Below are 23062 nucleotides of genomic sequence, written 5' to 3'. Positions count from 1 at the left end.
CCACCAGCAATACGGTTACTCAGTAGTCGACTACCAAGGTAATATCTTGTTACCGTAAAATAAACTGATCGTACGGTGCAATCTCTTTAGCTGCCACCAGCATCAAATTGGCAGTGGTCTTCATGCAGCTGAGCCTCTTGAGCTTCATGATCATGCTGCAATTCATGCATATGATCTTTCTGTTTTACAGGAATTTGCTCGACAGCCTCCTCAAGAGCTATGGACAGAAGATCGCCAGCCTGACAGCTGATATCACAGTTATATTCTGAAGCGATAGCTTCCAACCCATGATATAGAGTGGTCGGTATGGGAGTTGTCACAGACTGAATCTGAGAGCTTGAAATATCACAATGAGGCTCACCTTCATCCCTTGCAGCACTGAGCTTTTCGATCAAGAGTTGGATTTTAGCTTTCATAGCTCGACTCTCTAAAAGTTTATTACAGATACACTTTTAGTGTATCGACAATATAAAAGAGTTTGTACAGCAGCACGGGACGAGAAAATCGCAATAAAAAACGGCATAAATGCCGTTTTTTTATATAGTTACACTATTACTGCAGAATCAGTAAACGCTATTAAACGTGAATATTCTCATCAGCAAACATCACTTTGATACCTGAAATATCAGCCTTTTGGACTAAGTTATGAATATAGGCTTGAATCGCAAGATGCGATGCTCTGTGAACCAGGTAACCGCGAACCTTGTCATAAACCATAGAATACTCGAGTGGCTTACCCTCAATTTTTCTCGCGATATTCACCACATGCAAGCCGTAGCGAGATTCGAGTGGCTTAGAGGCCAGGCCTTCGGGTAACAGCATCAGCTGTCGTTCAAACTCGGGAACCGTTTGTCCGTTACTGATCTGACCCAACGACCCTCCGGTTTCCTTTGAGGGGCAAGCCGAGTGGTGTTTAGCCAGATCAGCAAAAAGAGAGGGGTCGTCTTGAAGTCGGCTGATAATATCATTAGCATCTGTTTTAGCGTCATCTCTGCCTTTGATGTCATCTTTTGCGGCAGCTAGCAGAATATGGTCGACCTCCATCAGCGGCATAGTGGTGAACTTTGCACGATTATTATCAAAATAACGCTGACAATCGTCCTCTTTAGGGTCGTCATAAATAACCTGAGTCTCTAACAGTTTCTGAACCCCTTTCTCTTCATTATCACCTGACACATCCAGGTCTAGTTTTTTAGCCTGCTCAACCAGTAATTGCCTGATGACCAATGTCTGCCCGGCTTGTTGAACAACCACATCAAAATTCTTGTGTGCGTGATATTGAAGCTCATTAGCGAGTGCAGTCTCTTCAATAGTCACACGATTTACACAGATAACTGGCAATGATTCTTTAGATGGGGTTGTTGGGGTACTTGTGCCACATGAACTCATAATTACTACTCTTTTAATTATTGGTCATAAACCCAAAGGTTAACTTTATGGACTCTATGACTGGATTAAGTAAAGGTTTACACCTAATTTAATTTTGACAGAGATACAATTTTAATAGTTAAAATGATTCAGCCGTTAAGCCGTCATCAATAAATTTATTCAAGCATTCATCTAAACACCTATCTAAACATTGAATGCGCAATACAACTATCCATTTCAGTTATTAACTAAGGATTGAAATCAAGCTCCTTAATCTCAATCGTTAATTTTTACGCTAATTAAAACTTAATGAAAGCGGACAGACAATGCTGTCCGCTTATTTAACTTAAGCTACCACGATTAACGTTGGCGAACGATCTGATAGTTTCTCGCAAGATACTTCACCGGAACACTGATAACATGAACCAGGCGAGTAAACGGGAATATCATAATCAAGGTTAAACCAACCAGGATATGTAACTTGTAAATGATGTTAACAGACTCAATCGCCGCAGCCGCCTGTGCTCCCTGAAGAGTCGCAATGCTTTGCGTCCAGGTGCCCAAGAGTACCATTACAGAGCCGTCTAAGTGACTCATAGATACAACGACAGTTAACAAGCCCAGAGAGACCTGAACCAGCAACATATACAGCACGACCATATCTGAACGTCTGGTGTTAGCCTTAACCCGGTCATTGTTTAAACGACGTTTAATCAACATCACCAAACCTACCAGGCAGACAATCCCGAAGAAACCACCGCTCACCATCGCCAACAACTGCTTATTAGGGCTGGAGATGAAGTGATGATAGACAGACTCTGGTGTTAGCAAGCCAACAAAGTGTCCGGCGAGTATGAAAATAACTCCGATATGGAACAGGTTACTCGCAAGACGGAACCCTTTCTGATCGAATAACTGGCTCGAATCGGCTTTCCAGCTATAAGGTTCACGATCATAGCGAATCCAACATCCGACAAAGAACACTGTTATCGCAATAAAGGGATAAATCCCGAAAAGTAAAAAATTTAAATTTGACATAGTTTTCTCCTTACAATCCCGCCACTTCTGCAGCATCTGCATCGTGCCACTTGATTGGAACTTGATGAACGGTGTTTGGATCTAATGACTTTTGTGAGTTCTGCATACCAGCACTCGGACACTGTCCACCCGCGGGGTCATCAAAACGGATCTCTTTATCTTCCCATTCTTTATCTATGGCTTCGACGGTATCATCGCGCTCTTCCTTGCTGACAGCTTCAGCTATTTCAGCGCGATCAACTTCGACACCAGAGACTTCGATCAGTGAATCTAAGAGCACGTTGTAATAGCACTTTCGATCGATCAATCGCTCAGATAACATCGTTAAGATATGACTGATATCTCCCAACCATTCTTGAATAAACTCAGGCGATTGCTCGCTTAAGAACTCAAGATAGAGTGGAATGTAATCCGGCAATTGTGATGAATCGACTTCAAAACCATTGGATTTATATACATTCATCAGGTCAACCATCGCTTGACCACGATCACGTGACTCACCGTGAACGTGTTCAAACAAGAGTAGGGATAGCGCACGACCACGGTCGAACAACAAGTCATAGCTTTCCTGAGCGTCATATAAATCCCTTGCCGTAAGTTGGCGGATAAAATCCACCAACTCGGCACGGTTTTTAAGACTGAGTTCATCCGATTGATTCACAACGTCAACTATCTCGTCTGCCGCACTAAAAAGCTCAGCTGTTGGATAATCTAATAAACGTGAAACGACTTTGAGGATAAGCACAGTTTAATCTCCTACTTGTACGGTTTTAATCACATTACGACGAGTAATTTTCTTTCCGCCAAACATGTTTACACCGTTCTGGCCATCGCTGCAGCCGTTGCCAAATGTGAAGCCACAACCGCTCTTCTCGCCGTAGGCCTCGGGGACGTTCATCTCACGATGTCCGCTTGGGATAACGTAACGGTCTTCGTAGTTAGCGATTGCAAGGTAACGATACATCTCATCGGCTTGCTTCTTAGTCAGACCCGCTTGCTCAAGCACCTCTAAGTCTTCAACACCTTCTACATTTTCGGCGCGTTTGTAAGCACGCATCGCGAGCATACGTTCAAGAGCACGAACAACAGGCTCTTCATCACCGGCAGTAAGCAGGTTAGCCAGATACTTAACCGGAATACGCAGTGAACGTACATCAGGAATCACACCAGCTTTGCCTAAGGTGCCACCTTGAACCGCACTCTGAATCGGACTCAGTGCAGGGATATACCACACCATTGGCAAGGTACGATACTCAGGGTGAAGCGGCAGCGCCAGTTTCCAATCCATCGCCATCTTGTACACCGGAGACTTTTGCGCCGACTCGATAACTGAGTCCGCGATGCCATCTTTACGAGCCTGTGCAATGACGGCTGGGTCCATTGGGTCGAGGAACACTTCGAGCTGCTTCTCGTACAAGTCAGTTTCGTTGGCCGTTGAAGCCACCTCTTTGATCTTGTCTGCATCATAAAGCAGCACACCAAGGTAACGAATACGGCCCACACAGGTTTCAGAACAAACCGTTGGTTGACCCGCTTCGATGCGTGGATAACAGAAGATACACTTCTCTGATTTACCCGATTTCCAGTTATAGTAGATCTTCTTGTATGGGCATCCAGAGATACACATTCTCCAACCACGACACTTCTCTTGGTCAATCAAGACGATGCCATCTTCTTCACGCTTATAGATAGCACCCGATGGGCAAGAAGCCACACAAGCCGGGTTCAAACAGTGCTCACAAAGACGCGGTAAATACATCATGAATGTATTTTCGAACTCGCCATACATCTCTTTTTGCATGTTATCGAAGTTTTTATCTTTGCTACGCTTTTCGAACTCAGTACCTAAGATCTCTTCCCAGTTTGGCCCCCAAACAATCTTCTCCATTCGCTTACCGGTGATGACCGAGCGTGGACGTGCTGTCGGCTGATGCTCGACGATAGGCGCCGTATGCAGATGCTGATAATCGAAATCGAACGGCTCGTAGTAGTCGTCAATTTCTGGCATATCCGGATTAGCGAAGATGCTGGCTAACACACGATACTTACCACCGATACGGGGCTGAATATCACCGTTAGATTTTCTCTCCCAGCCGCCATTCCATTTATCCTGGTTTTCCCACTCTTTGGGATAACCTATGCCGGGCTTGGTTTCAACGTTGTTGAACCAGGCGTACTCGACGCCTTCGCGAGACGTCCATACATTTTTACATGTAATTGAACATGTATGGCACCCGATACACTTATCAAGGTTCAGTACCATACCGATTTGAGAACGTATTTTCATGGTCAGATCCTCTTAAGCTTCATCAGGGTTGGTAGGTAACGGACGCGGCAGGTCATCGGTATTTGAACCTTCTAACCAATCGACGTTATCCATCTTTCTTACCACAACAAATTCGTCACGGTTACAACCCACAGTACCGTAATAGTTGAAGCCCCAGGATTGCTGTGCATAACCACCAATCATATGTGTCGGTTTCATCACGATACGCGTCACCGAGTTATGGTGACCACCACGGGTACCCGTCATCTCACTGCCCGGTACGTTAACGATTCGCTCCTGAGCGTGATACATCATCACCATGCCCTGGTTGACTCGCTGTGAAACCACGGCGCGACAAGCGATAGCTCCGTTGGCATTGAAAACTTCAAGCCAATCGTTATCTTCGATGCCTGCATCTTTGGCATCTATCTCACTCATCCAGATAATCGGGCCACCACGTGAAAGCGTTAGCATCAAGAGATTATCTGAGTAAGTACTGTGAATACCCCACTTCTGATGTGGCGTGATCCAGTTAAGTACGATCTCTTTATTGCCGTTCGACTTAGTCCCTTTCACCATATCGATAGTCTTAGTATTGATAGGTGGACGGTAAGAGACAAACTGCTCACCGAAGGCCTGCATCCACTTGTGATCTTGATAGAACTGTTGACGACCCGTGATGGTTCTCCAAGGCACCAACTCATGAACGTTGGTATAACCCGCCGTATAGCTCACATGCTCATCTTCCAGACCCGACCAGGTTGGCGAAGAGATAATCTTACGTGGCTGTGCCTGTACATCACGGAAACGGATCTTCTCCTCCTGCTTAGGCTTCGCCAGATGAGTATGGTCAATTCCGGTAAACTCGCTCAATGCTTCCCAAGCTTTAACCGCAACGGCACCGTTGGTCTCTGGCGCCAGCGTTAAGATGACTTCGGCAGCATCGATAGCAGACTCGATAATCGGACGGCCTTCACTTATCCCTTCATCGGTATTGCGATGGTTCAGATCGCCAAGCAGTAAAATCTCATCATCGGTATTCCAGTTAATACCCTTACCACCATTACCTAGCTTGTCTAAAGCCGGGCCAAATGAGGTGAACTTCTTATAGGTATTTGGATAGTCGCGCTCTACCACAACCATGTTCGGTGCTGTCAGACCCGGTATAAGGTCACACTCGCCCTTCTTCCAGTCTTTCACATCGAATGGCTGAGCAAGTTCACCGGGAGTATCATGGAGCATAGGGACAGTGACTAAATCAGTCTCTTCACCTAAGTGACCCACACACACCTCAGAGAAAGCTTTTGCGATGCCTTTATAGATCTCGAAGTCTGATTTCGCTTCCCATGCAGGGTCCACTGCCGTTGATAACGGGTGGATGAATGGGTGCATATCTGATGTGTTCAAATCATCTTTCTCATACCAACATGCGGTCGGTAGGATGATGTCTGAGAACATACAGGTGGATGACATACGGAAATCCAGCGTCGTCACAAGATCGAGTTTGCCGGTAGCGCCCTCATCGACCCACTCCACCTCTTCAGGTTTGAATCCACCTCGCTTACCCAGATCTTCATTCATCACGCCGTTCTTAGCGCCAAGCAGGTACTTGAGCATATACTCATGCCCCTTGCCTGAAGAACCCAGCAGGTTAGAACGCCAGATGAACATGTTGCGTGGGAAGTTCTCTGGTGAATCCGGAGCTTCACAGGCAAATTTCAAGTCGCCGGATTTAAGTTGCTTAACAGCAAACTCTTTTGGCTCCATGCCCGCTTCTTTAGCTTGTTTAGCCAGACGCAGTGGGTTCATGTTCAGCTGTGGTGCCGATGGCAACCAACCCATACGCTCGGCTTTGATGTTGTAATCAAGCATATGCTCTGAGAACTGAGACTTATCAGCCAATGGAGACAAGACTTCATGAATACTCACTTTCTCATGACGCCACTGCGAAGAGTGGTTGTAGAAGAAAGAGGTACCGTTCATCTGACGTGGAGGACGAGACCAATCCAAACCAAATGCTAATGGCTGCCAACCTGTCTGAGGACGCAGCTTTTCCTGACCGACATAGTGAGACCAACCACCACCGGACTGACCCACACAACCACACATCATTACCATGTTGATCAGGCCACGATAGTTCATGTCCATGTGGTACCAATGGTTCATTGCAGCGCCAACGATGATCATGGCCTTACCGTGTGTCTTGTTTGCAGTATCGGCAAACTCACGTGCAACCTTGATTACCTTGTCACGAGAAACACCGGTGATCTTCTCCTGCCACGCCGGTGTACCCGGAATATCTTGATCGTAGCTATTGGCAACACCGCCACCACCCAGACCACGGTCCAGACCATAGTTAGCCATCATCAAGTCATACACAGTAGCGACGATGAGCTCTTCACCATTAGCCGCGATGACTTTTCTGCTCGGTACATTTCTGACCTGAATATCATCATGCTCACAAGAGACCCAATGCTTGTTGGTGTCGTCGGCAGCGAAATGCGGGAAGGCAACCGGAGATACGTCACCGCCAATTAATGACAGCTGTAGCTTAGTATCCTTGCCCTCTTTACCTTCACGCTCATTGATGTTCCACTTGCCCTTCTCACCCCAGCGATAACCGATAGAGCCCGTTGGAGAGACGAATTCATCGGAATTTTCATCGATACCAATCGTCTTCCATTCAGGGTTATTTCCCTGACCTAAATTATCGGCTAAATCAGAGGCACGCAGGAAGCGGGTCGATTTAAGCGACTCATCATCATGCTTGTCCAACACGACCAACATAGGGAAGTCGGTGTATTGGCGAACGTAATTAGTGAAATACTCACTCGGGTTATCGAGGTGGAACTCTCTTAAGATAACGTGACCGAATGCCATACCTAACGCCGCATCACTGCCCTGTTTAGGGTTGAGCCACTCATCGGTAAGTTTAGAAACTTCGGCATAATCCGGTGTAATTGAAACCGTTTTGGCACCCTTATAACGAACTTCGGTAAAGAAGTGTGCATCGGGAGTACGGGTCTGAGGTACGTTTGAGCCCCAGGCGATAATGTAGTTAGAGTTATACCAATCGGCAGATTCCGGAACGTCGGTCTGCTCACCCCAAGTCATTGGAGATGAAGGCGGCAGATCACAGTACCAGTCGTAGAAACTCAGACATACACCACCGATAAGAGACAGGTAACGAGCACCGGCCGCATAAGAAACCATCGACATTGCCGGAATAGGTGAGAAACCGATGACACGGTCCGGTCCATAGGTTTTAGTGGTATAGACGTTTGCCGCAGCAATAATTTCGTTGACTTCATCCCAGCTTGAACGAACAAAACCACCTAATCCACGCTTAGATTTATAGGATTGAGTCTTGGCTTTATCTTCAACAATGGATCCCCAGGCAGAAACAGGATCTTGGTTGGCACGGGCTTGACGCCATAACTTAAGCAGTGGCTTTCGAACTTTTGGATACTTAAGACGGTTAGCACTATAGAGGTACCAAGAATAACTTGCGCCACGAGGACAACCGCGAGGCTCATGATTTGGCAGGTCCGGACGAGTTCGTGGGTAGTCAGTTTGCTGAGTTTCCCAGGTTACTAAGCCATTTTTTACATAGATTTTCCAAGAACAGGAACCGGTACAGTTTACACCGTGGGTAGAACGAACGATTTTATCGTGCTGCCAGCGTTGACGATAACTGTTTTCCCATTCACGACTTTCATTGGTGGTATCACCATGGCCATCGCTAAACTCGCCCGTTTTCTTTTTTAAGAACTGTAAGCGATCAAGAAAATTACTCATCTTATTACTCCATTGACCTATGACTGACGGCGACTTAGTTTCAGAGATAAAACTAAACGTCAGTCACCAATTTTTATTATTTATAAGTTCGTAAAATAAGAGGGTCGTTCCAAGTTAACCCTCTTAACATAACAACCTGATAATTAAGGGTTATGATGCTCAGCACCTGGGCGTAGATAGAACCACCAGTTGATGACGATACAAACTGCATAGAACACAGCGAAACCATAGAGTGCATTTTCAGGTGTAGTCAGTTTTATCTGCTCACCGAGTACCTTAGGAATAATGAATGCACCGTAGGCAGCAACGGCCGATGTCCAACCCAATACCGGACCCGCCTGCTCTTTATCAAATACCATAGAGATGGTTCTGAATGTCGATCCGTTACCAATACCGGTAGCGGCGAATAAGATAAGGAACAGCACTAAGAAAGGTACGAAGAACTCTTGTGGTGTTGGCGACGCATAGGCAGCTTGCATAAAGTAAGCTACACCGATTGCGCTCGCGACCATCACAACGGCACAGATCTGGGTCACCTTAGCGCCACCCATCTTATCTGCAATCCAACCACCGACAGGACGAATTAACGCGCCGATGAAAGGCCCCATCCAGGCATACATCAGTGCACTAGGGCCGTCGGGGTTAGCCATATCATGATTCATGACACCGTCGACCAACACATGCTGGTAACCGAAGATGACTTTAATGGAGAGACCAAAACCTGCAGCAAAACCGATGAATGAGCCAAAGGTCATGGTGTAGATGATACTCATCACCCAAGTGTGTTTGTTATTAAAAATCTTATACTGACGAGATAGGTTACCCTTGATTTGACCCGGGATAAGCTTTAGCAGGAACACGGTCAGTGCGATAACGATAGGAAGTACTATCCACTTACTGACACCGAAACCCGAACCACCCACTTTTTCTGGAAGCATCAACCACAGACCGAAGATTGAGGTCAAAAAACCAATGGCAAGCATGCCAGAGATAATACCAAAAGACCCCGCTGGGCTTGGCAGATCCGGCGTAACGTGTGAGGCCTTAATGTTATTCATTCCCATCCAGCCAACTATCGCTAACGGAATTAAGAAGAGTAACCAGATGTAACCCGCGTTATGGATCCAGGCGTCACTACCCGCAGGAATTTTACCAATCAAGGTACCCGAAGTATTAACCAGCTCCATCGGCTCACCGCCGAAGATACCGAAAGTCATAAATAACGGTACTAAGATCTGCATGGTCGTTACACCAAAGTTACCCAGACCCGCGTTAAGACCTAAGGCTAAACCTTGCTGCTTCTTAGGGAAGAAGAAACTGATATTTGACATCGATGAAGCGAAGTTACCGCCACCAAAACCAGAAAGCAGCGCCAGCACCTGGAATACCCAGAGTGGCGTATTCTTATCCTGCAGCGCGATACCCGCACCGATGGCCGGGATCATCAACAATGCCGTAGTGAAGACGATAGTATTTCGTCCACCACACAGACGAATAAAGAAACTACTGGGAATACGTAATGTCGCACCGGTCAAACCCGCAACCGCCATCAAGGTGAACAGCTCAGACTTCGCAAACGGGAAGCCCAGGTTCAACATTTGAATGGTGATGATGCCCCAGTATAGCCATACTGCGAAACCACATAACAAACTCGGGATAGAGATCCAAAGGTTGCGGTTGGCAACTTTCTTCCCTTCACTGTCCCAAAACTTGGGATCTTCTACGTCCCATTTTTTGATATCAGACATTATTTTCTCCAACTGATCATAAGGTTATTCTCTATTTCGTGTCCTGATTGAATTAGAGGCGAAAACATTCTTAAATTTTTTGTTCTTTATTGAATGCGTTAATTTGTTAGTTGACATTCAAATATTGTTATTGCGACGATGAAGGTATCACTACGGCAAAAACGCAAGTTGATCCAGATCATGTTTAAACCTGCAACCTTGCACTAGCTCACACAAAACTACTACTAAAGAACTAGTTTGAACAACCTTATAAAATGTTGAATTTAAATGATTTATAATGATTTACTTACTTTTAGTGTGGGAATGTGAGTACGCTAAACTATTAAGTAGTAGTAACATAAAACAAACAAATAACCATTGACGCAACCAATGGTTAACAATGAAGTTGGCGATATGAAAATAAAACAAAACCTGGGCGAATCACTCTATATCGATGAGCCAACGAGTAGCTCATCACTCGTTGCCTCCGCCGGACAATTTATGGCCATTATTATTACTTTGGGCCTGTTTAGCATGATCTCTTCGATCTTAGTGGCCGAGAGTCTCAGCGGTGATGCCGAACGGATTAATCGAGCCGGCTCGATGAGGATGCAGGCAATACGGGTTTCACGCGCTAATTTGATAGATCAAGATGGTAGCCGGCCCATCCTTTCTCAAGAGATCCAGGTATTTGAAAACAAATTGTCGCATCTGTTCTTCGGAGGGATAGCCAGTACCATAGATGACCCGGAAGTGATCGCTCAGCATCAAAAAATATTGTCATCGTGGGACGCAATAAAGCAATCTCCCCAAACCACGTCAGTCGAAGATTTCGATCGCTTTACCATCAAAATAGACAAGCTGGTTAACTTGTTACAGATGGAATCGGAGAAAAAATTAAGCTTATTACGGTTAATTCAGGGGATCACACTCTTTTCAATTCTTATCGTCAGTGCCTTGGTATTATTCAAACTCAACCGCTCGCTGATAATACCGCTTAAACAGCTGGTCAGAGTCGCCTCAGAAGCGGGTAAAGGTAATTTTAATATCAAGGTAGACCATATCGCCGACAATGAATTGGGTCTGCTATCCCGCACCATCGCTCATATGTCGAAACAACTTGAGAATACCTATCAGGAATTTGAAGACCGGGTAGATAAAAAGACTCAGGAACTCACCCAGAGTAACCAGTCACTCGAGGTCTTGTATCGCGCAGCAAGTAACTTATCTAACTATGAATATCATCAGATCGATCAGAAGATAATTCAGGAACTGGTACAAGTACTTGGTTACGGAAAGGTCTCGATCGTGCTCTGTGAAAAGAGTATTAACAATCTTACTTTTTATAAAGCCAAAACCAACACCATAGATCACCAATATATGGATGTTCACCAGTTTGTGTTAGAGAAACGGGGCCGTTTTTTTGGCGATATCGTCTGGCAGGTGCCTAAACATGAAACGCCTGAAGACTGGCAGAAACAACTGCTTCAAGCCATGGCCGACATAGTCGCCACCGCCATCGAACTGGAGCAGAAGAAAAACACCGAAAACAGGTTACTCATTGCCGAGGAACGTGCCGTTATCGCCAGAGAACTGCATGACTCTCTTGCCCAGTCCCTCTCGTTTCTTAAGGTTCAGATGAGTCTGTTAACGCGAAAGATGCAAAAAGGGCTCCCCGAAGAACAGGTCAATGAAACCATCAATGATATTAAACAGGGGTTAAATCATGCCTACCTGCAGTTACGGGAATTACTTACCACCTTCAGGCTCAAACTCGATGATCCCTCTTTGGAAAATGCCCTGCAAGGTACCGTGGCCGAGTTTGCCGAAAAGTGCCAACATGCCATTGAATTAAACTTTGAAATACCGCAAAATTATCTGACAGCAAATCAAGAAATACACGTACTGCAGATCATTCGAGAGAGTTTATCGAATGTACACCGGCACGCAGAAGCAAGCTTAGCCGGAGTCAATCTGATTAAAGAAGATGACAAGATAAAACTGGCAATTTGGGATAATGGTAGGGGTCTGCCAAGTAACCTTGAGCAGCAAGGTCACTTTGGTTTAGGTATCATGAAAGAACGCGCAAAATCGCTAAACTCTGTCCTGGCCTTTGAACCCAACTCACCTAGCGGCACTAAGGTGCTGCTGGAGTTTATACATTAGTTTATACATGAGCCCGACTTTGTCGGAGACATTGAAGCTTTACTTGGATCTATCGCCTTCTAAGAGCCTGTTAATAAAATAAAGAAGATGAAACATGACTACAGCACAAATATTACTGGTTGATGACCACCCCACTCTGCGCCAAGGTTTGGCTCAACTTATCTCCTTAGAAGATAACCTGGACGTTGTCGCACAGGCAGGCTCGGGGGATGAGGCGATAAGCCTTGCCATAAAGCATTCACCGGATCTGATTTTACTCGATCTCAACATGAAGGGCTTAAGCGGCATAGACACCCTAATCGCCCTTAAACGCGCCGAAGTGCAGAGTAAAATCGTCATCTTCACCGTATCAGACAGTGAAAGTGATGTGTTGCAGGCCATCAAGTTCAATACCGATGGTTACCTCCTGAAAGACTCGGAGCCAGAAGAGCTTATCGAGAAAATCAATCTCGCCATCCAGGGGGAGTTTGTGATCAGCAACCCGCTAACCCAGATCATGGCAAGATCGTTGAGACCCAACAGTAAGAAAGTCTCACCACTTGAAAGCCTCACCCAACGTGAGCTGCAAAACCTCAAGCTTATCGCCGCAGGCAAGAGCAATAAAGATATCGCCAACAAGCTCGGCATCGCCGAGACGACGGTCAAGGTTCACGTGAAGAACCTGCTTAAAAAGCTGGGCTTAAAGAGCCGGGTCGAGGCGGCGGTATGGGCGGTGGAGCATAAGATCAGTCATTAAGTCTGCGGCCTTCGAATGAAGGCTGGTTACATTTTCTGATTTAGCTTTCGGCTGGGTTGGTATTGGTTAGTGTGTTTGAAGGTCTTACCTTCATTGTTATCTATCGCCTGCCCGGCGGGGGATGTGCAGCTACTTCTACGAGTCGCCGTGAACACCTCCATGTGGGCTCTGCCAAAACATCCATGTTTTGGAAGCTCGCAGCCGCATCTGCACTTGTTGTATTTTCTCTCTTCGATTTGGCTTTATCGCTAACTTCTAATTATGGTGGCTTTCATTCATATTTAGCCGTCATCCTGAACTTGATTAAATCCTTCTGCTGTCATCCTGAACTACTTTTGTTGGTAAAAAGTAGGATCCAGCTCTGATTTAGCTTTCGGCTGGGTTGGGATTATAAATCGCCTATTTAATCCCTTCAGCCGTCATCCTGAACTTTTCTTGTTGGTAAAAAGTAGGAGCCAGCTTGAAGGATTAGTAATGACAGGTATTGTTAATCTCAACCTTCATGGTTATCTATCGCATCCAGCGAAGGGATGTGCATATACTTCTGCGAGTCGCAGTGAACACCTCCATGTGGGCTCTGCCAAAACATCCATGTTTTGGAAGCTCGCAGCCGCATCTGCACTTGGTTATTTACAAGATGGTCCCCCTCTCCGATTAGGCTTTCATAACTTTTTCTCCCATATTTGATCTGGTTGGTTATTTAGCCAAATAATTCACAAATGTGCAGGCTTAGCCATTGAGCCCAAAGAAAAAAAGGAGTAGATTCAGGTAACTAAATGCTTAAGTGCCTATAACGTAAAGGGTACTTAAAGTAGAAATCGATGCTTCCCTCACGCCGCAGGGCGCTTCAAATAAGCCCCAAGGGCATGGAATATAGGCTCACGGATTGAGTAGCGATAACCTCCTCTCTCCGACATTAAATAGTATAGAGTAAGAACAACCCGTTACACGAGACCTTCTGCTCGTGAACCACGATCGTTATACCAATTTCTTAGTTGAGAGGACATTTTGGACGTTGACTCAGTAAAAAAGCATCTACAAGAGTTTTTTGTACAAAGCCCGCTAGTGCTTGTTGGCTCTGGATTATCTTTGGGCGAGGGTATATCCGGTATGTGGCACCTTTCTCAACATTTAAAAAAAGTAATTCCAAAACTCGTTGAAGGGAAATTGTTAGCAGAATGGAAACAGGTAGAAGAGCTAATTGATCAGGATGTTGGTTTTGAAGATGCTATGGCATCATTAAAACAAGGTAGTGATTTGGTTCCTTTTATTGTTTCGGAGACGACCAGACTTATAGGTAAAGATGAGAAATCAATAATTGAAGCTGTTGTTCTACAAGAAAAACAATTATCGTTTTCTCTTTTGTTAAATCACCTATTACACAATCAAAATGAACTAATTATTGTTACGCCAAATTATGATCGCCTCATAGAGTTAGCCTGTGAATCAGTTGGCCTCGATATAATTACTGGTTTCAATGGTTATTACTGTGGTACACATGACCCTAACGGCGAAAAAGACAAAATTTCAGTTATCGAAAGAAAAAGAAATTTAAGAGGTGGTTCTGGGGTTAGAGTTTCAGTAAAAAAGCATGCAAAAATATTTAAACCTCATGGAAGCCTAGATTGGTATGAAATCAATGGGAATATTATAAGGTTGCCTTACGAAAGTAGTGCGCGAAGATTAATTATTACTCCGGGTACAAGCAAGTTTAGAGAAGGCTACCAACACCCATTTGACTATCACCGAGAATTAGCAAATAGATATATTCAAGAAACCAAGTCGATATTGATTATTGGATACGGATTTAATGATGAGCAACTTGAGGTTCATTTGTTAAATAAGCTTCGTGAAGGCGTTCCTGCTTTAGTTATTACCAAGGTGCTAACACCTAAAGCAATAAGAATCTGTGACAGTCTAAATAACGTTACCTTGGTTTCAGTTGGTAGAAACGATAACGAGACCAAAATCAGAATCGGTGGGGTTGAAACTCTTCACGATGGCAATTGGTGGTCACTAAATGAATTTATAAATGGAGTTTTAAGATGACAACACAAGAGTATGTAGTATCAACGGAAGATGACTGTTATATAGGCAGAGTGGCTAGTGTCGATACAAATCGAGCTCTCATATTAGCTGAATCACCAGAAGTTATTCAAACACTTACAGTTTCAGATTTAGTTGCTATTCAAGGAGCTACACCTCAAGAGTTTTTGGTTGGCATCATTGAGAAAGTAAAACGAAGTATCGGTAGCCCTATATTAATAGAACCAGAGGATGAAGAAAGTGAAGAGGAAGACTTTGATGTTGTCGTTGATCATGACGTTGTTCAAGTTGCACTCATTGGTACTTATTGGGAGGTTCTTGGAGACAATCGTCAAATTTTTAAGCGTGGAGCAAAGTACTTTCCAAGAGTTGATAAAAAAGTTTTTTTAATAAAAGAAGACAGTCTTGAAAACTTGATGTCAGTTGTTGCTAGCGATACTCCAGAGGAAATTCAATTAGTACTTGGTACCTATGGGAATACCCAATCAAAAGCTGTTGCAAATGGCGACAAGCTTTTTCAACGACACGCAGCTCTCCTTGGTAGCACTGGTTCAGGGAAAAGCTGGACAGTAGCATCACTTCTAGAGCAAGCCGCAAAATTAGAACATACAAATATTATTCTTTTTGATCTTCATGGTGAGTATAAAACTCTAACTAGAGAATGTGTTGAAGATGGGAAGGAACCAATAGCAGAATATTATAAAATTGCAGGGCCTGCTGATATTGAAAATAAAAATTCTAGCTCTGTATTTGTTCCACACTGGTTGCTTAATAAAGATGAAATGTTAGCTTTGCTATTAGATCGGTCTGATAATAACGCGCCTAATCAGTCATCTCGATTTACTCACCACGTAAGAGAGTTAAAACAACAATACCTAGTTGAGAATGAACTCACAGAACTTACTGATGGATTAACGATTGATTCACCTATTCCATATTCAATTCGACACCTTTTAGACCGACTATCTACTGATGATAATGGTACAAAGCCAGGAGCAAATGCAAAGCCTGTAAAGGGGGATTGGAATGGGAAGCTAACAAGATTTATTGGCCGACTTGAAACAAAAATAGACGATAAGAGAAACTCGTTTTTATTTAAATCTCCAAATGGATCAAATGAGTACGAATGGCTAGCTACTTATGCAAACCAGTTTCTGGAAACAAAATCGGACTCATTCGGTATAAAAGTTATAGATTTTTCAGAAGTTCCTTCTGACATATTACCAATAGTAATTGGTGTGTTAACTCGATTCTTGTATAATGTACAGTTTTGGAGAGCAGAAGAAGATCGAACCCCTATTGCTTTTGTATGCGATGAAGCGCATATATATTTACCAACAAAAGATGCTAGTGATGCTGACTCTAGAATTGCTTTAGATACTTTTGAAAAAGTAGCTAAAGAAGGCAGAAAGTACGGAGTGTCTTTGCTAGTTGTTAGTCAGCGACCTTCAGATGTCAGCCGAACTATTTTGAGCCAATGTAACAACCTTATCGCATTAAGGCTAAGCAACCCCCAAGATCAACAAGTCGTACATAAAATGATGCCTGATTCATTAAGCTCTCTGACATCTGTTTTACCCATCCTGGATACTGGTGAGGCAGTAGTATTAGGTGACGCAGTATTGCTGCCGTCTCGTATAAAGTTAAATAAGCCTAACCTTGAACCAGCAAGTGCTACTAAAGACTTTTGGCGTGATTGGTCTAGCAAGGAATCTAAAGGAGACTCTATAATTTTTGCGGTTGAATCATTGCGACGACAATCGAGGTTAAGATAGGTATAAAGATAACCAAGACACCCATTGTTATTAGGTATCTCCAAATTTTAAAAGGTTTCTGGCTTTGCTGGAGATCAACGATTAACAAGCAAAGGCATGCGACGCAAAAGTCGCGCATGCTTTGGGCATTATGCCGTAGAAGGAATCATGCATGTCCCTTAATTCATATGTCTATTCTCATGGAAAGAGCTTTCTGAAGAATCCTGAATGCACCCACTCAGTTGGAAATATAAGAGGTCAGGTTTATGAGGCATCATTCTATGAATGGCTCATTACTAATATGGAAAAAGGGCAGTTTGAGGATTACAAACTTATTGCAAAGCCACCTTATTCTAAGCCTATAAATAAATGCATAGGTTTTCAGTTCGAAAAAGATGGCAGTCTTATCTATAGTAGTAATGGCATATCGTTGTTTGAATTTGATGCGATTATTAGTTCCAAAGATAAAATAATGTTCTACGAGTGTTTTTTGTCCACTTGGACACGTGTACGAAAGAACCATGAAAAAGATTGTTTACGCAAATTAAATTTCCTAGAGCAACTATTTCCTAACACCATTATTGAATGCACTGTTGTTAGTGACAACAAGAAAACATTAGATAGATTTTCTACCCTTGATAAATTTCACTCATTAATACACTCAAATCCAAAAATTGACTTATTGGAATTGGTTAAAAAGAATAAACCAAAGTCACTACCTCAGAAACATATAATGATTTCACCTTTAGAGCTTAACAAGAGGGCCGTTAGTTTTGATTACTTCACACAGCAGAGTAGGCTTTCAAATCGTCTGATTTCAGGTGCAAAACTAACTGATATTTCAAAAGAATAACATGGCCACCCATAATTATTTTACTTTCTAGAGTTAACCAAATAAGTAGGTTCACTTACCTCAAATAAATTTCCCACAAAAAAAACGTTAAACGTAATTACATACCAGTGACTGAAGTATCAGCTATTTGACCGGTAAACAGGCAGCACAAATGCCGAACATGAGTTCGGGGCTTTATTATCTAAATCATGGGTTTCAGTAATTAAGCTGGTTTGATTAAGCGCTATCTAGCCATTGATGGCAATTTGCAGCCCCTTGCCTTCGCTTACGTTCTAAGTGTTCGCAATAAGCATCAAGTTCTTCTAAGGTTCCCACTGGACCTTTAAATAATCGACTGAAATCGGTCGTGAGTTTTATCCAGTTTTCTTGTGGAATATTAAGTCTTTGGAGTAACCGCATAGATGTGCTGCTTATAGCACCTCGCTTGTCATCTCTAATGCTCCTGCCAGTATCATCTACCAATTGCAGGTAATCTTTGGCGCTGAACATTAACCCTTTGGGCATATCCTTTTGTTCATTTCCTACAAATGGGAGTAAAGCATCGGGCTGCTCACCATTTAAAGCGGATTTAATCCTAAGCTGAATACTTGTATGATCTGATAACTCTGGAGTATCAGCCGTCTTGGCACGAATTGGGTTAAGGTCGACATAAGCCATACAGGCCAAAACGGCAGCTTCATCCAATAGTGCCTGGCTTTTAAAGCGCCCTTCCCAGAAACGACCTGTGCATTTGTCTTCTTTATTAGCCATGCGAGCAATAGGTTCGTTAAGTGCTCGCATAAACCAACTGATATCACTTAATCGACTTCGATATTGAGCAATTGAATGCTTTAGACTGTTAACTTCAAATTTTTCAACCACTTGACCTTTAGCAAACTTCTGAGTGATATCTGTACCTTGAAATAACCTATGCCAATGCTCCACCACTTCTCTATCAGTCCAAGTATTTGCTTCATAGATATCCACCCTCAAAACCAAGTGCAAATGATTAGACATCACCGCAAAAGCACTAATGTCTACAGCAAAGGTATCGGCTAACTCAAGCAGTCTTGTTTCAACCCAATCACGACGATGTTCATATGACTGACCCGTATACTTGTCGACTCCCGTCAGCCAGGCTTTACGCACACATCTGGATATACAGTGGTAGAAAGGAGTGTCTTCCACGCTAACTAACGTACTTCTTGGTCTGGCCATAACAACCTCAATGCAACTTCGATTATTAAAGCTTAGTCACTGGTTGAAGATTCATCAAAAATTATGGGTGGCCTGTTAATAGCCTTGGTCTGGCCATAACAACCTCAATGCAACTGCGATTATTAAAGCTTAGTCACTGGTTGAAGATTCATCAAAAATTCTGGGTGGCCTGTTAATAATATCAAGCGGCTACAACCTGTGTAGATCCTGAGCTGCGTCGACTCAGCAGAAGGCCAGGCTAATGGGAAATAAGACGAGGAAACAGCAATCCGGATCCGGTGGCCCTTGGGAAAGATCTGGGCTACATCGTTAAGCTGCAGCTTTACACGATAGCGCTTGCCCGGTTCCAGCGGCATCGGCTTGGCATGGCTGTCCCTATCACCAACATGGCCACCCATAATTATTTCGCACAGCTACAAATGCTGAAAATAAGTCAGGTTATGATTTGAAAAACACTGAGCATTAATATCTCCTAGAAAACTAGATATGTTGTTGATTGTTAATGGCTGGCTTTGATTTTTTGATTTTTGGGCTTTGATTTTTCGTCGGGATAATTATGGCAGGGCGCTAAATGACGGATCTATTGGAGTGAGTAATTTGCCTAAAGACGGTCGTGGGTATTTATATCTCGTAGGCAAATAATTTTCACCCTCCGCAATTAAACTATTGATAATCAGCATAGTAAAGAGGTAAAGAAGGAACTATTAGATTAGGCGCTTATTGCTGAGGTTTAGCTGTAATGCTGTTCAGTAAGCCTGAACAGCATTAATGGCATAGGATTTTTGATTGTAAACTGAGTTTAGATAGGTTTTATTTGATTTTTAAAAAACAATTTCGGGTAGCTTATGTGCTATTCCTGAGTGGCAATCAATACAAGTTTTATCCTTTCTTCGTTTAGTCGAATGTTTACGTTTTGCTGTTCTTCCTTGCTTGTCTGTATCCATATTATCAAAATCATGGCAGCTCATACAGGTAGAGCTGTTTAAAGACCTAATGGTTTCTTTCGCATTATTTGCCATTCTTTCTCTATGCTCTGATTCGAAGTTGTCTAAATTAATATCTTTAGTTATTTTAGACCAAATATGTGTTGTTCCTGTACTGACTTTTGCAATAAGCTTTGGTAGAAGTGAGTCAGGTACATGACAATCGACACACTCAGCTCTAATGCCTGTTCGATTCATAAAATGAATTGATTGTTGATATTCTTCAACAACCGTATCTGAACCTATGTGACACGATTGGCAAAACTCTGTAGTACTGGTATAACTAATAACTTGCTGCATCGCAATAAGAATAAATACGCCTATTGCAAGGAAGATAAACCCACCTAATGGAATACCTAATAGCCAGCTGTTATTAGATTTAGCCCATATTCTATTATAAAGATTTTTTTTGTTCATGTTCAACTCACTTAAGGCTTGCGTAATAGGCGAGTAGGGCCTCTATATGTTTCTCTGATAAAGCTTGTAACTCTTCGACCATAGTGTCATCACCATAGCGTTCACCATTGATAAATGAGTTAATCGACTCTCTAAGATAAGGAGTCCATTGACCTGCAAGAATAAGTGTTTCGTCGTCAGCTAGAGTACCGCCTTCTGAATGGCAGATATCGCATTTTGCAAGATGAATTTTCTTACCTGCATTGACTAATGTTTTATCGTAAACTTGATTAGGCGTTTTAAAGAGCTTGTGTGAATAGTACAAGGAAATGTCAGATACCTCTTGTTCAGAGAGAGAGTTAGCCACCTTGGTCATGTCATTTCCATCGATATCCTTCGCTTCTCTTTCTCCATCTTTATACATGGAAAAGGCATCTTCAATATTTACTGCGGCTAAGCCTGAAATTATGGGTATGGTACTGTTCGTGCTAACACCGTTTTCCCCGTGACAAGTTTCACACTCCTCTATTAATTTATTCTCAACTGCTAGGCTGTAAAAGGAAAAAAGAATTATGGGTAAGCAAAATAATTTATTAAATTTCATTGAACTGCTCCTGATTGATACTCTTTGTAAGTGTTGGCGCATTTAATCACAGGGTAGTTAATATGGGCAAAAGTCACAAAAATGTTCCGCTTGACATATTTTGCTAATTATTGTTGCTGGTAGTTTGGAGTGAGTGCTGAATTTGTTGTTTCTGAAGTTATGGTTTTATTTAATAAGAGTTTTTAGTTAAATTTTCACATAACCTGCTATTAAAAAGTTACTGTGATTGATAAGTAATCGTTCAGAGTGAAACTGTATGTTCTACTAGTTTTTTAATATTCTATTCGTAAGAAATTAGTTTGCTTTCTTGTTGTGTAGACTGTTTTTTTTTGCGAATTCTATTTCTTTTAGCTTTAAATGTCGATTGGATCACAATAAGTTCGATTATGTATACTAGGGTTATATGTTGAGAGCTAGGCCAGTGCTGTAATGTTGGTAGTTTGATATTCAGTTTATTGGTTAAGTGTCCCAGTAATCTAGCTCGTCTGGTGATGGCGAGATCGGGCGGTCGTTTTCGGCCAACCTACTTAATTAATGATGTTATATTCTGGAAAATCTAATGAACGTTGGCTGATGCACTTAGAAGATGAATCTGGAAGGTGGATTATATGCCGGTTTTTCAATCAGAAAATGCAGAATATGATGTTATATGGCCTTGTTTCCTAAAACGAATGAGCCTTTTGCCGTTAGCGTGATCTGATCTCCCAAGATAGCGATGCGGAAGCTGCAAAATGGGAAAGTCTAAGCATAAAATAACCAACTGGTCTCAGTACAACAAAACACTCGTCAATCGAGGCTCTTTGACGTTCTGGATTGATGAGCAAGCCATTAAGTCTTGGCGATGTACCGAACACCATGGTCGTCGTGGTCGAGGATATATTTACTCCGACGATGCTATTGAAACGGCACTGGTTGTTAAAGGCGTATTCAACTTGTCACTGCTAGCATTAGAAGGCTTTACCAACTCTGTATTCCAGCTTATGGATGTGCCACTGACATCCCCGAGTTACAGCTGTATCAGTAAGCGAGCGAAGAGTGTTGAAATTAAGTATCGGACAAAGAGTCATGGTCCTGTGGCGCATGTAGTGATTGATTCAACAGGTCTCAAAATTTACGGTGAAGGTGAATGGAAAACCCGTAAACATGGCAAAGAAAAGCGCCGTACCTGGCGTAAGCTACACCTTGCGGTTGACAGTAGTAGGCATGAAGTTGTGTCAGCAGAAGTCACCTTGGTTAAAGTTGCCGATAATGAAGTGTTACCTACATTGCTCAACCCGTTGAGAAGACGTATAGCTCAGGTCTCAGCTGATGGTGCATACGATACCAAGGCAGGCCATAAGCTACTTCAGCGCAAGGGTTGCAAACCCACTATTCCACCCAGAAGTAATGCAGGGAAGAGGGAAGAGGGCACCCGAGAAATGAAGTAGTAAAAGCGCTCAAGACAAAGCAATTAGCACAATGGAAGCAGGATAATGCTTACCACCTAAGATCACTATCTGAGACAGCAGTGTATCGATATAAGCAATTGGTTAGCCCAAAACTTAGCCTTCGGGATTACAACACGCAGGTAGGTGAAGCTTTAGCGGGTGTAAAAGCAAGAAACAAAGTCATAGAACTAGGTCTGCCAATTAGGAAACAAGCTGCCTAGTTTGGTAAAACGCTCGGTACAGCTACATATAAAGCGAGTATTTGATCAACAACGCCACCTCGAAGCACTTTTCCATCGAAGGCTATTATGGGTTTTCCATTTATTGTACGTTGGTCATTAACCCAGTTGAGTAAAGCTTCAAGTAAAGTCTCTGCAACGATACTTCGTAGAATGCGAGCAATCGTGTGGCGGCGCGGGATACCATTCTCGAAAGCTCGATGATTCGACAACCAAGAAAATTTATTATCACCAAATGTTTCAATATTTTGCCATCCTTCAGCCCCAGATATAATTGCACTGATGACAAGGAATATTACATCAACTAAATCATGTTTACGGTTGGTATCTGAGCGAATATACCTGACTATGGTCAGGTGTACAATGAGTGTCATTTTCAGATTTTAGAAGTGAAAGGCAGGCTATTAGATCACAAGTGATCACTAAAAGTGCGATCCCGCGCTGGGGATAAGGACGCGGCTACG

16 protein-coding genes and 2 pseudogenes are annotated in these 23062 nt (G+C 43.0%); 6 read left to right on the top strand and 12 right to left on the bottom strand.

Features of this window, described 5'->3' with window-relative positions:
- Positions 1–86: 86 nt before the first annotated feature.
- The 7 genes from SSED_RS10175 to SSED_RS10145 form a co-directional block, all read right to left on the bottom strand.
- The gene (locus SSED_RS10175) at positions 87–416 is read right to left on the bottom strand and encodes a hypothetical protein (protein WP_012142303.1); all 330 of its coding nucleotides are present in this window, start codon (positions 414–416) and stop codon (positions 87–89) included.
- A gap of 160 nt (positions 417–576) precedes the next feature.
- Positions 577–1389, bottom strand: coding sequence for a peptidylprolyl isomerase (locus tag SSED_RS10170; protein WP_012142302.1), 813 nt, complete (start codon positions 1387–1389; stop codon positions 577–579).
- Between the two features lie 339 nt (positions 1390–1728).
- Positions 1729–2406, bottom strand: coding sequence for a respiratory nitrate reductase subunit gamma (gene narI / locus SSED_RS10165; protein ID WP_012142301.1), 678 nt, complete (start codon positions 2404–2406; stop codon positions 1729–1731).
- 10 nt (positions 2407–2416) lie between these two features.
- A complete protein-coding gene (gene narJ, locus SSED_RS10160) occupies positions 2417–3151 on the bottom strand; it encodes a nitrate reductase molybdenum cofactor assembly chaperone (RefSeq protein WP_012142300.1) in 735 nt (244 codons plus the stop codon).
- 3 nt (positions 3152–3154) lie between these two features.
- Positions 3155–4693, bottom strand: a complete 1539-nt coding sequence (narH, locus tag SSED_RS10155; protein WP_012142299.1) for a nitrate reductase subunit beta — start codon at positions 4691–4693, stop codon at positions 3155–3157.
- 12 nt (positions 4694–4705) lie between these two features.
- Positions 4706–8470: a nitrate reductase subunit alpha gene (locus tag SSED_RS10150; protein WP_012142298.1), complete on the bottom strand. Its 3765-nt coding sequence runs from the start codon at positions 8468–8470 to the stop codon at positions 4706–4708.
- A gap of 143 nt (positions 8471–8613) precedes the next feature.
- The gene (locus SSED_RS10145; protein ID WP_012142297.1) at positions 8614–10218 is read right to left on the bottom strand and encodes an MFS transporter; all 1605 of its coding nucleotides are present in this window, start codon (positions 10216–10218) and stop codon (positions 8614–8616) included.
- 393 nt (positions 10219–10611) lie between these two features.
- On the opposite strand from SSED_RS10145, the gene SSED_RS10140 reads away from it, so the two are divergent.
- The 5 genes from SSED_RS10140 to SSED_RS10115 all read left to right on the top strand — a co-directional run bounded on the left by SSED_RS10140 (position 10612) and on the right by SSED_RS10115 (position 17752).
- On the top strand, positions 10612–12363 hold the full coding sequence (locus tag SSED_RS10140; protein ID WP_150104326.1) for a histidine kinase: 1752 nt from the start codon (positions 10612–10614) through the stop codon (positions 12361–12363).
- A gap of 94 nt (positions 12364–12457) precedes the next feature.
- On the top strand, positions 12458–13099 hold the full coding sequence (gene narL, locus SSED_RS10135; RefSeq protein WP_012142295.1) for a two-component system response regulator NarL: 642 nt from the start codon (positions 12458–12460) through the stop codon (positions 13097–13099).
- A 1008-nt stretch (positions 13100–14107) separates the two neighbouring features.
- Positions 14108–15148, top strand: coding sequence for an SIR2 family protein (locus SSED_RS10125; protein ID WP_041421632.1), 1041 nt, complete (start codon positions 14108–14110; stop codon positions 15146–15148).
- Positions 15145–16920: an ATP-binding protein gene (locus SSED_RS10120; RefSeq protein ID WP_012142293.1), complete on the top strand. Its 1776-nt coding sequence runs from the start codon at positions 15145–15147 to the stop codon at positions 16918–16920. The genes SSED_RS10125 and SSED_RS10120 overlap by 4 nt, the downstream gene beginning before the upstream one ends.
- Positions 16921–17071: 151 nt before the next feature.
- Positions 17072–17752 carry a hypothetical protein gene (locus SSED_RS10115; protein WP_041421631.1) on the top strand — a complete coding sequence of 227 codons (681 nt, stop codon included), beginning with the start codon at positions 17072–17074 and terminating at the stop codon, positions 17750–17752.
- Positions 17753–17968: 216 nt separating this feature from the next.
- On the opposite strand, the gene SSED_RS10110 is transcribed toward SSED_RS10115, so the two are convergent.
- From SSED_RS10110 to SSED_RS10100, 4 genes are all read right to left on the bottom strand, one after another.
- Positions 17969–18949: a transposase gene (locus tag SSED_RS10110; RefSeq protein WP_012142292.1), complete on the bottom strand. Its 981-nt coding sequence runs from the start codon at positions 18947–18949 to the stop codon at positions 17969–17971.
- Positions 18950–19071: 122 nt separating this feature from the next.
- Positions 19072–19347 (bottom strand): CocE/NonD family hydrolase C-terminal non-catalytic domain-containing protein, encoded by a 276-nt coding sequence (locus SSED_RS24000; RefSeq protein ID WP_083758934.1) that lies wholly within the window; start codon positions 19345–19347, stop codon positions 19072–19074.
- 423 nt (positions 19348–19770) lie between these two features.
- Positions 19771–20349 (bottom strand): NapC/NirT family cytochrome c, encoded by a 579-nt coding sequence (locus SSED_RS10105; RefSeq protein ID WP_012142291.1) that lies wholly within the window; start codon positions 20347–20349, stop codon positions 19771–19773.
- Positions 20350–20356: 7 nt separating this feature from the next.
- Entirely contained in the window at positions 20357–20932 is a 576-nt protein-coding gene (locus SSED_RS10100) for a c-type cytochrome (protein WP_012142290.1), read from the bottom strand.
- Positions 20933–21663: 731 nt separating this feature from the next.
- Between SSED_RS10100 and SSED_RS10095 the strand changes: the two are divergent.
- A pseudogene (locus SSED_RS10095) lies at positions 21664–22580 on the top strand (IS5 family transposase).
- Between the two features lie 56 nt (positions 22581–22636).
- Here SSED_RS10095 and SSED_RS10090 read toward each other — a convergent pair.
- Positions 22637–22972 (bottom strand): annotated as a pseudogene (locus SSED_RS10090) (ISAs1 family transposase); the annotation flags it as partial.
- Between the last annotated feature and the right edge of the window lie 90 nt (positions 22973–23062).

The organism is Shewanella sediminis HAW-EB3 (genome assembly GCF_000018025.1).
In the GTDB taxonomy this organism is placed as follows: Bacteria; Pseudomonadota; Gammaproteobacteria; order Enterobacterales; family Shewanellaceae; genus Shewanella; species Shewanella sediminis.
This window is presented reverse-complemented; position numbering and strand designations above follow the sequence as displayed.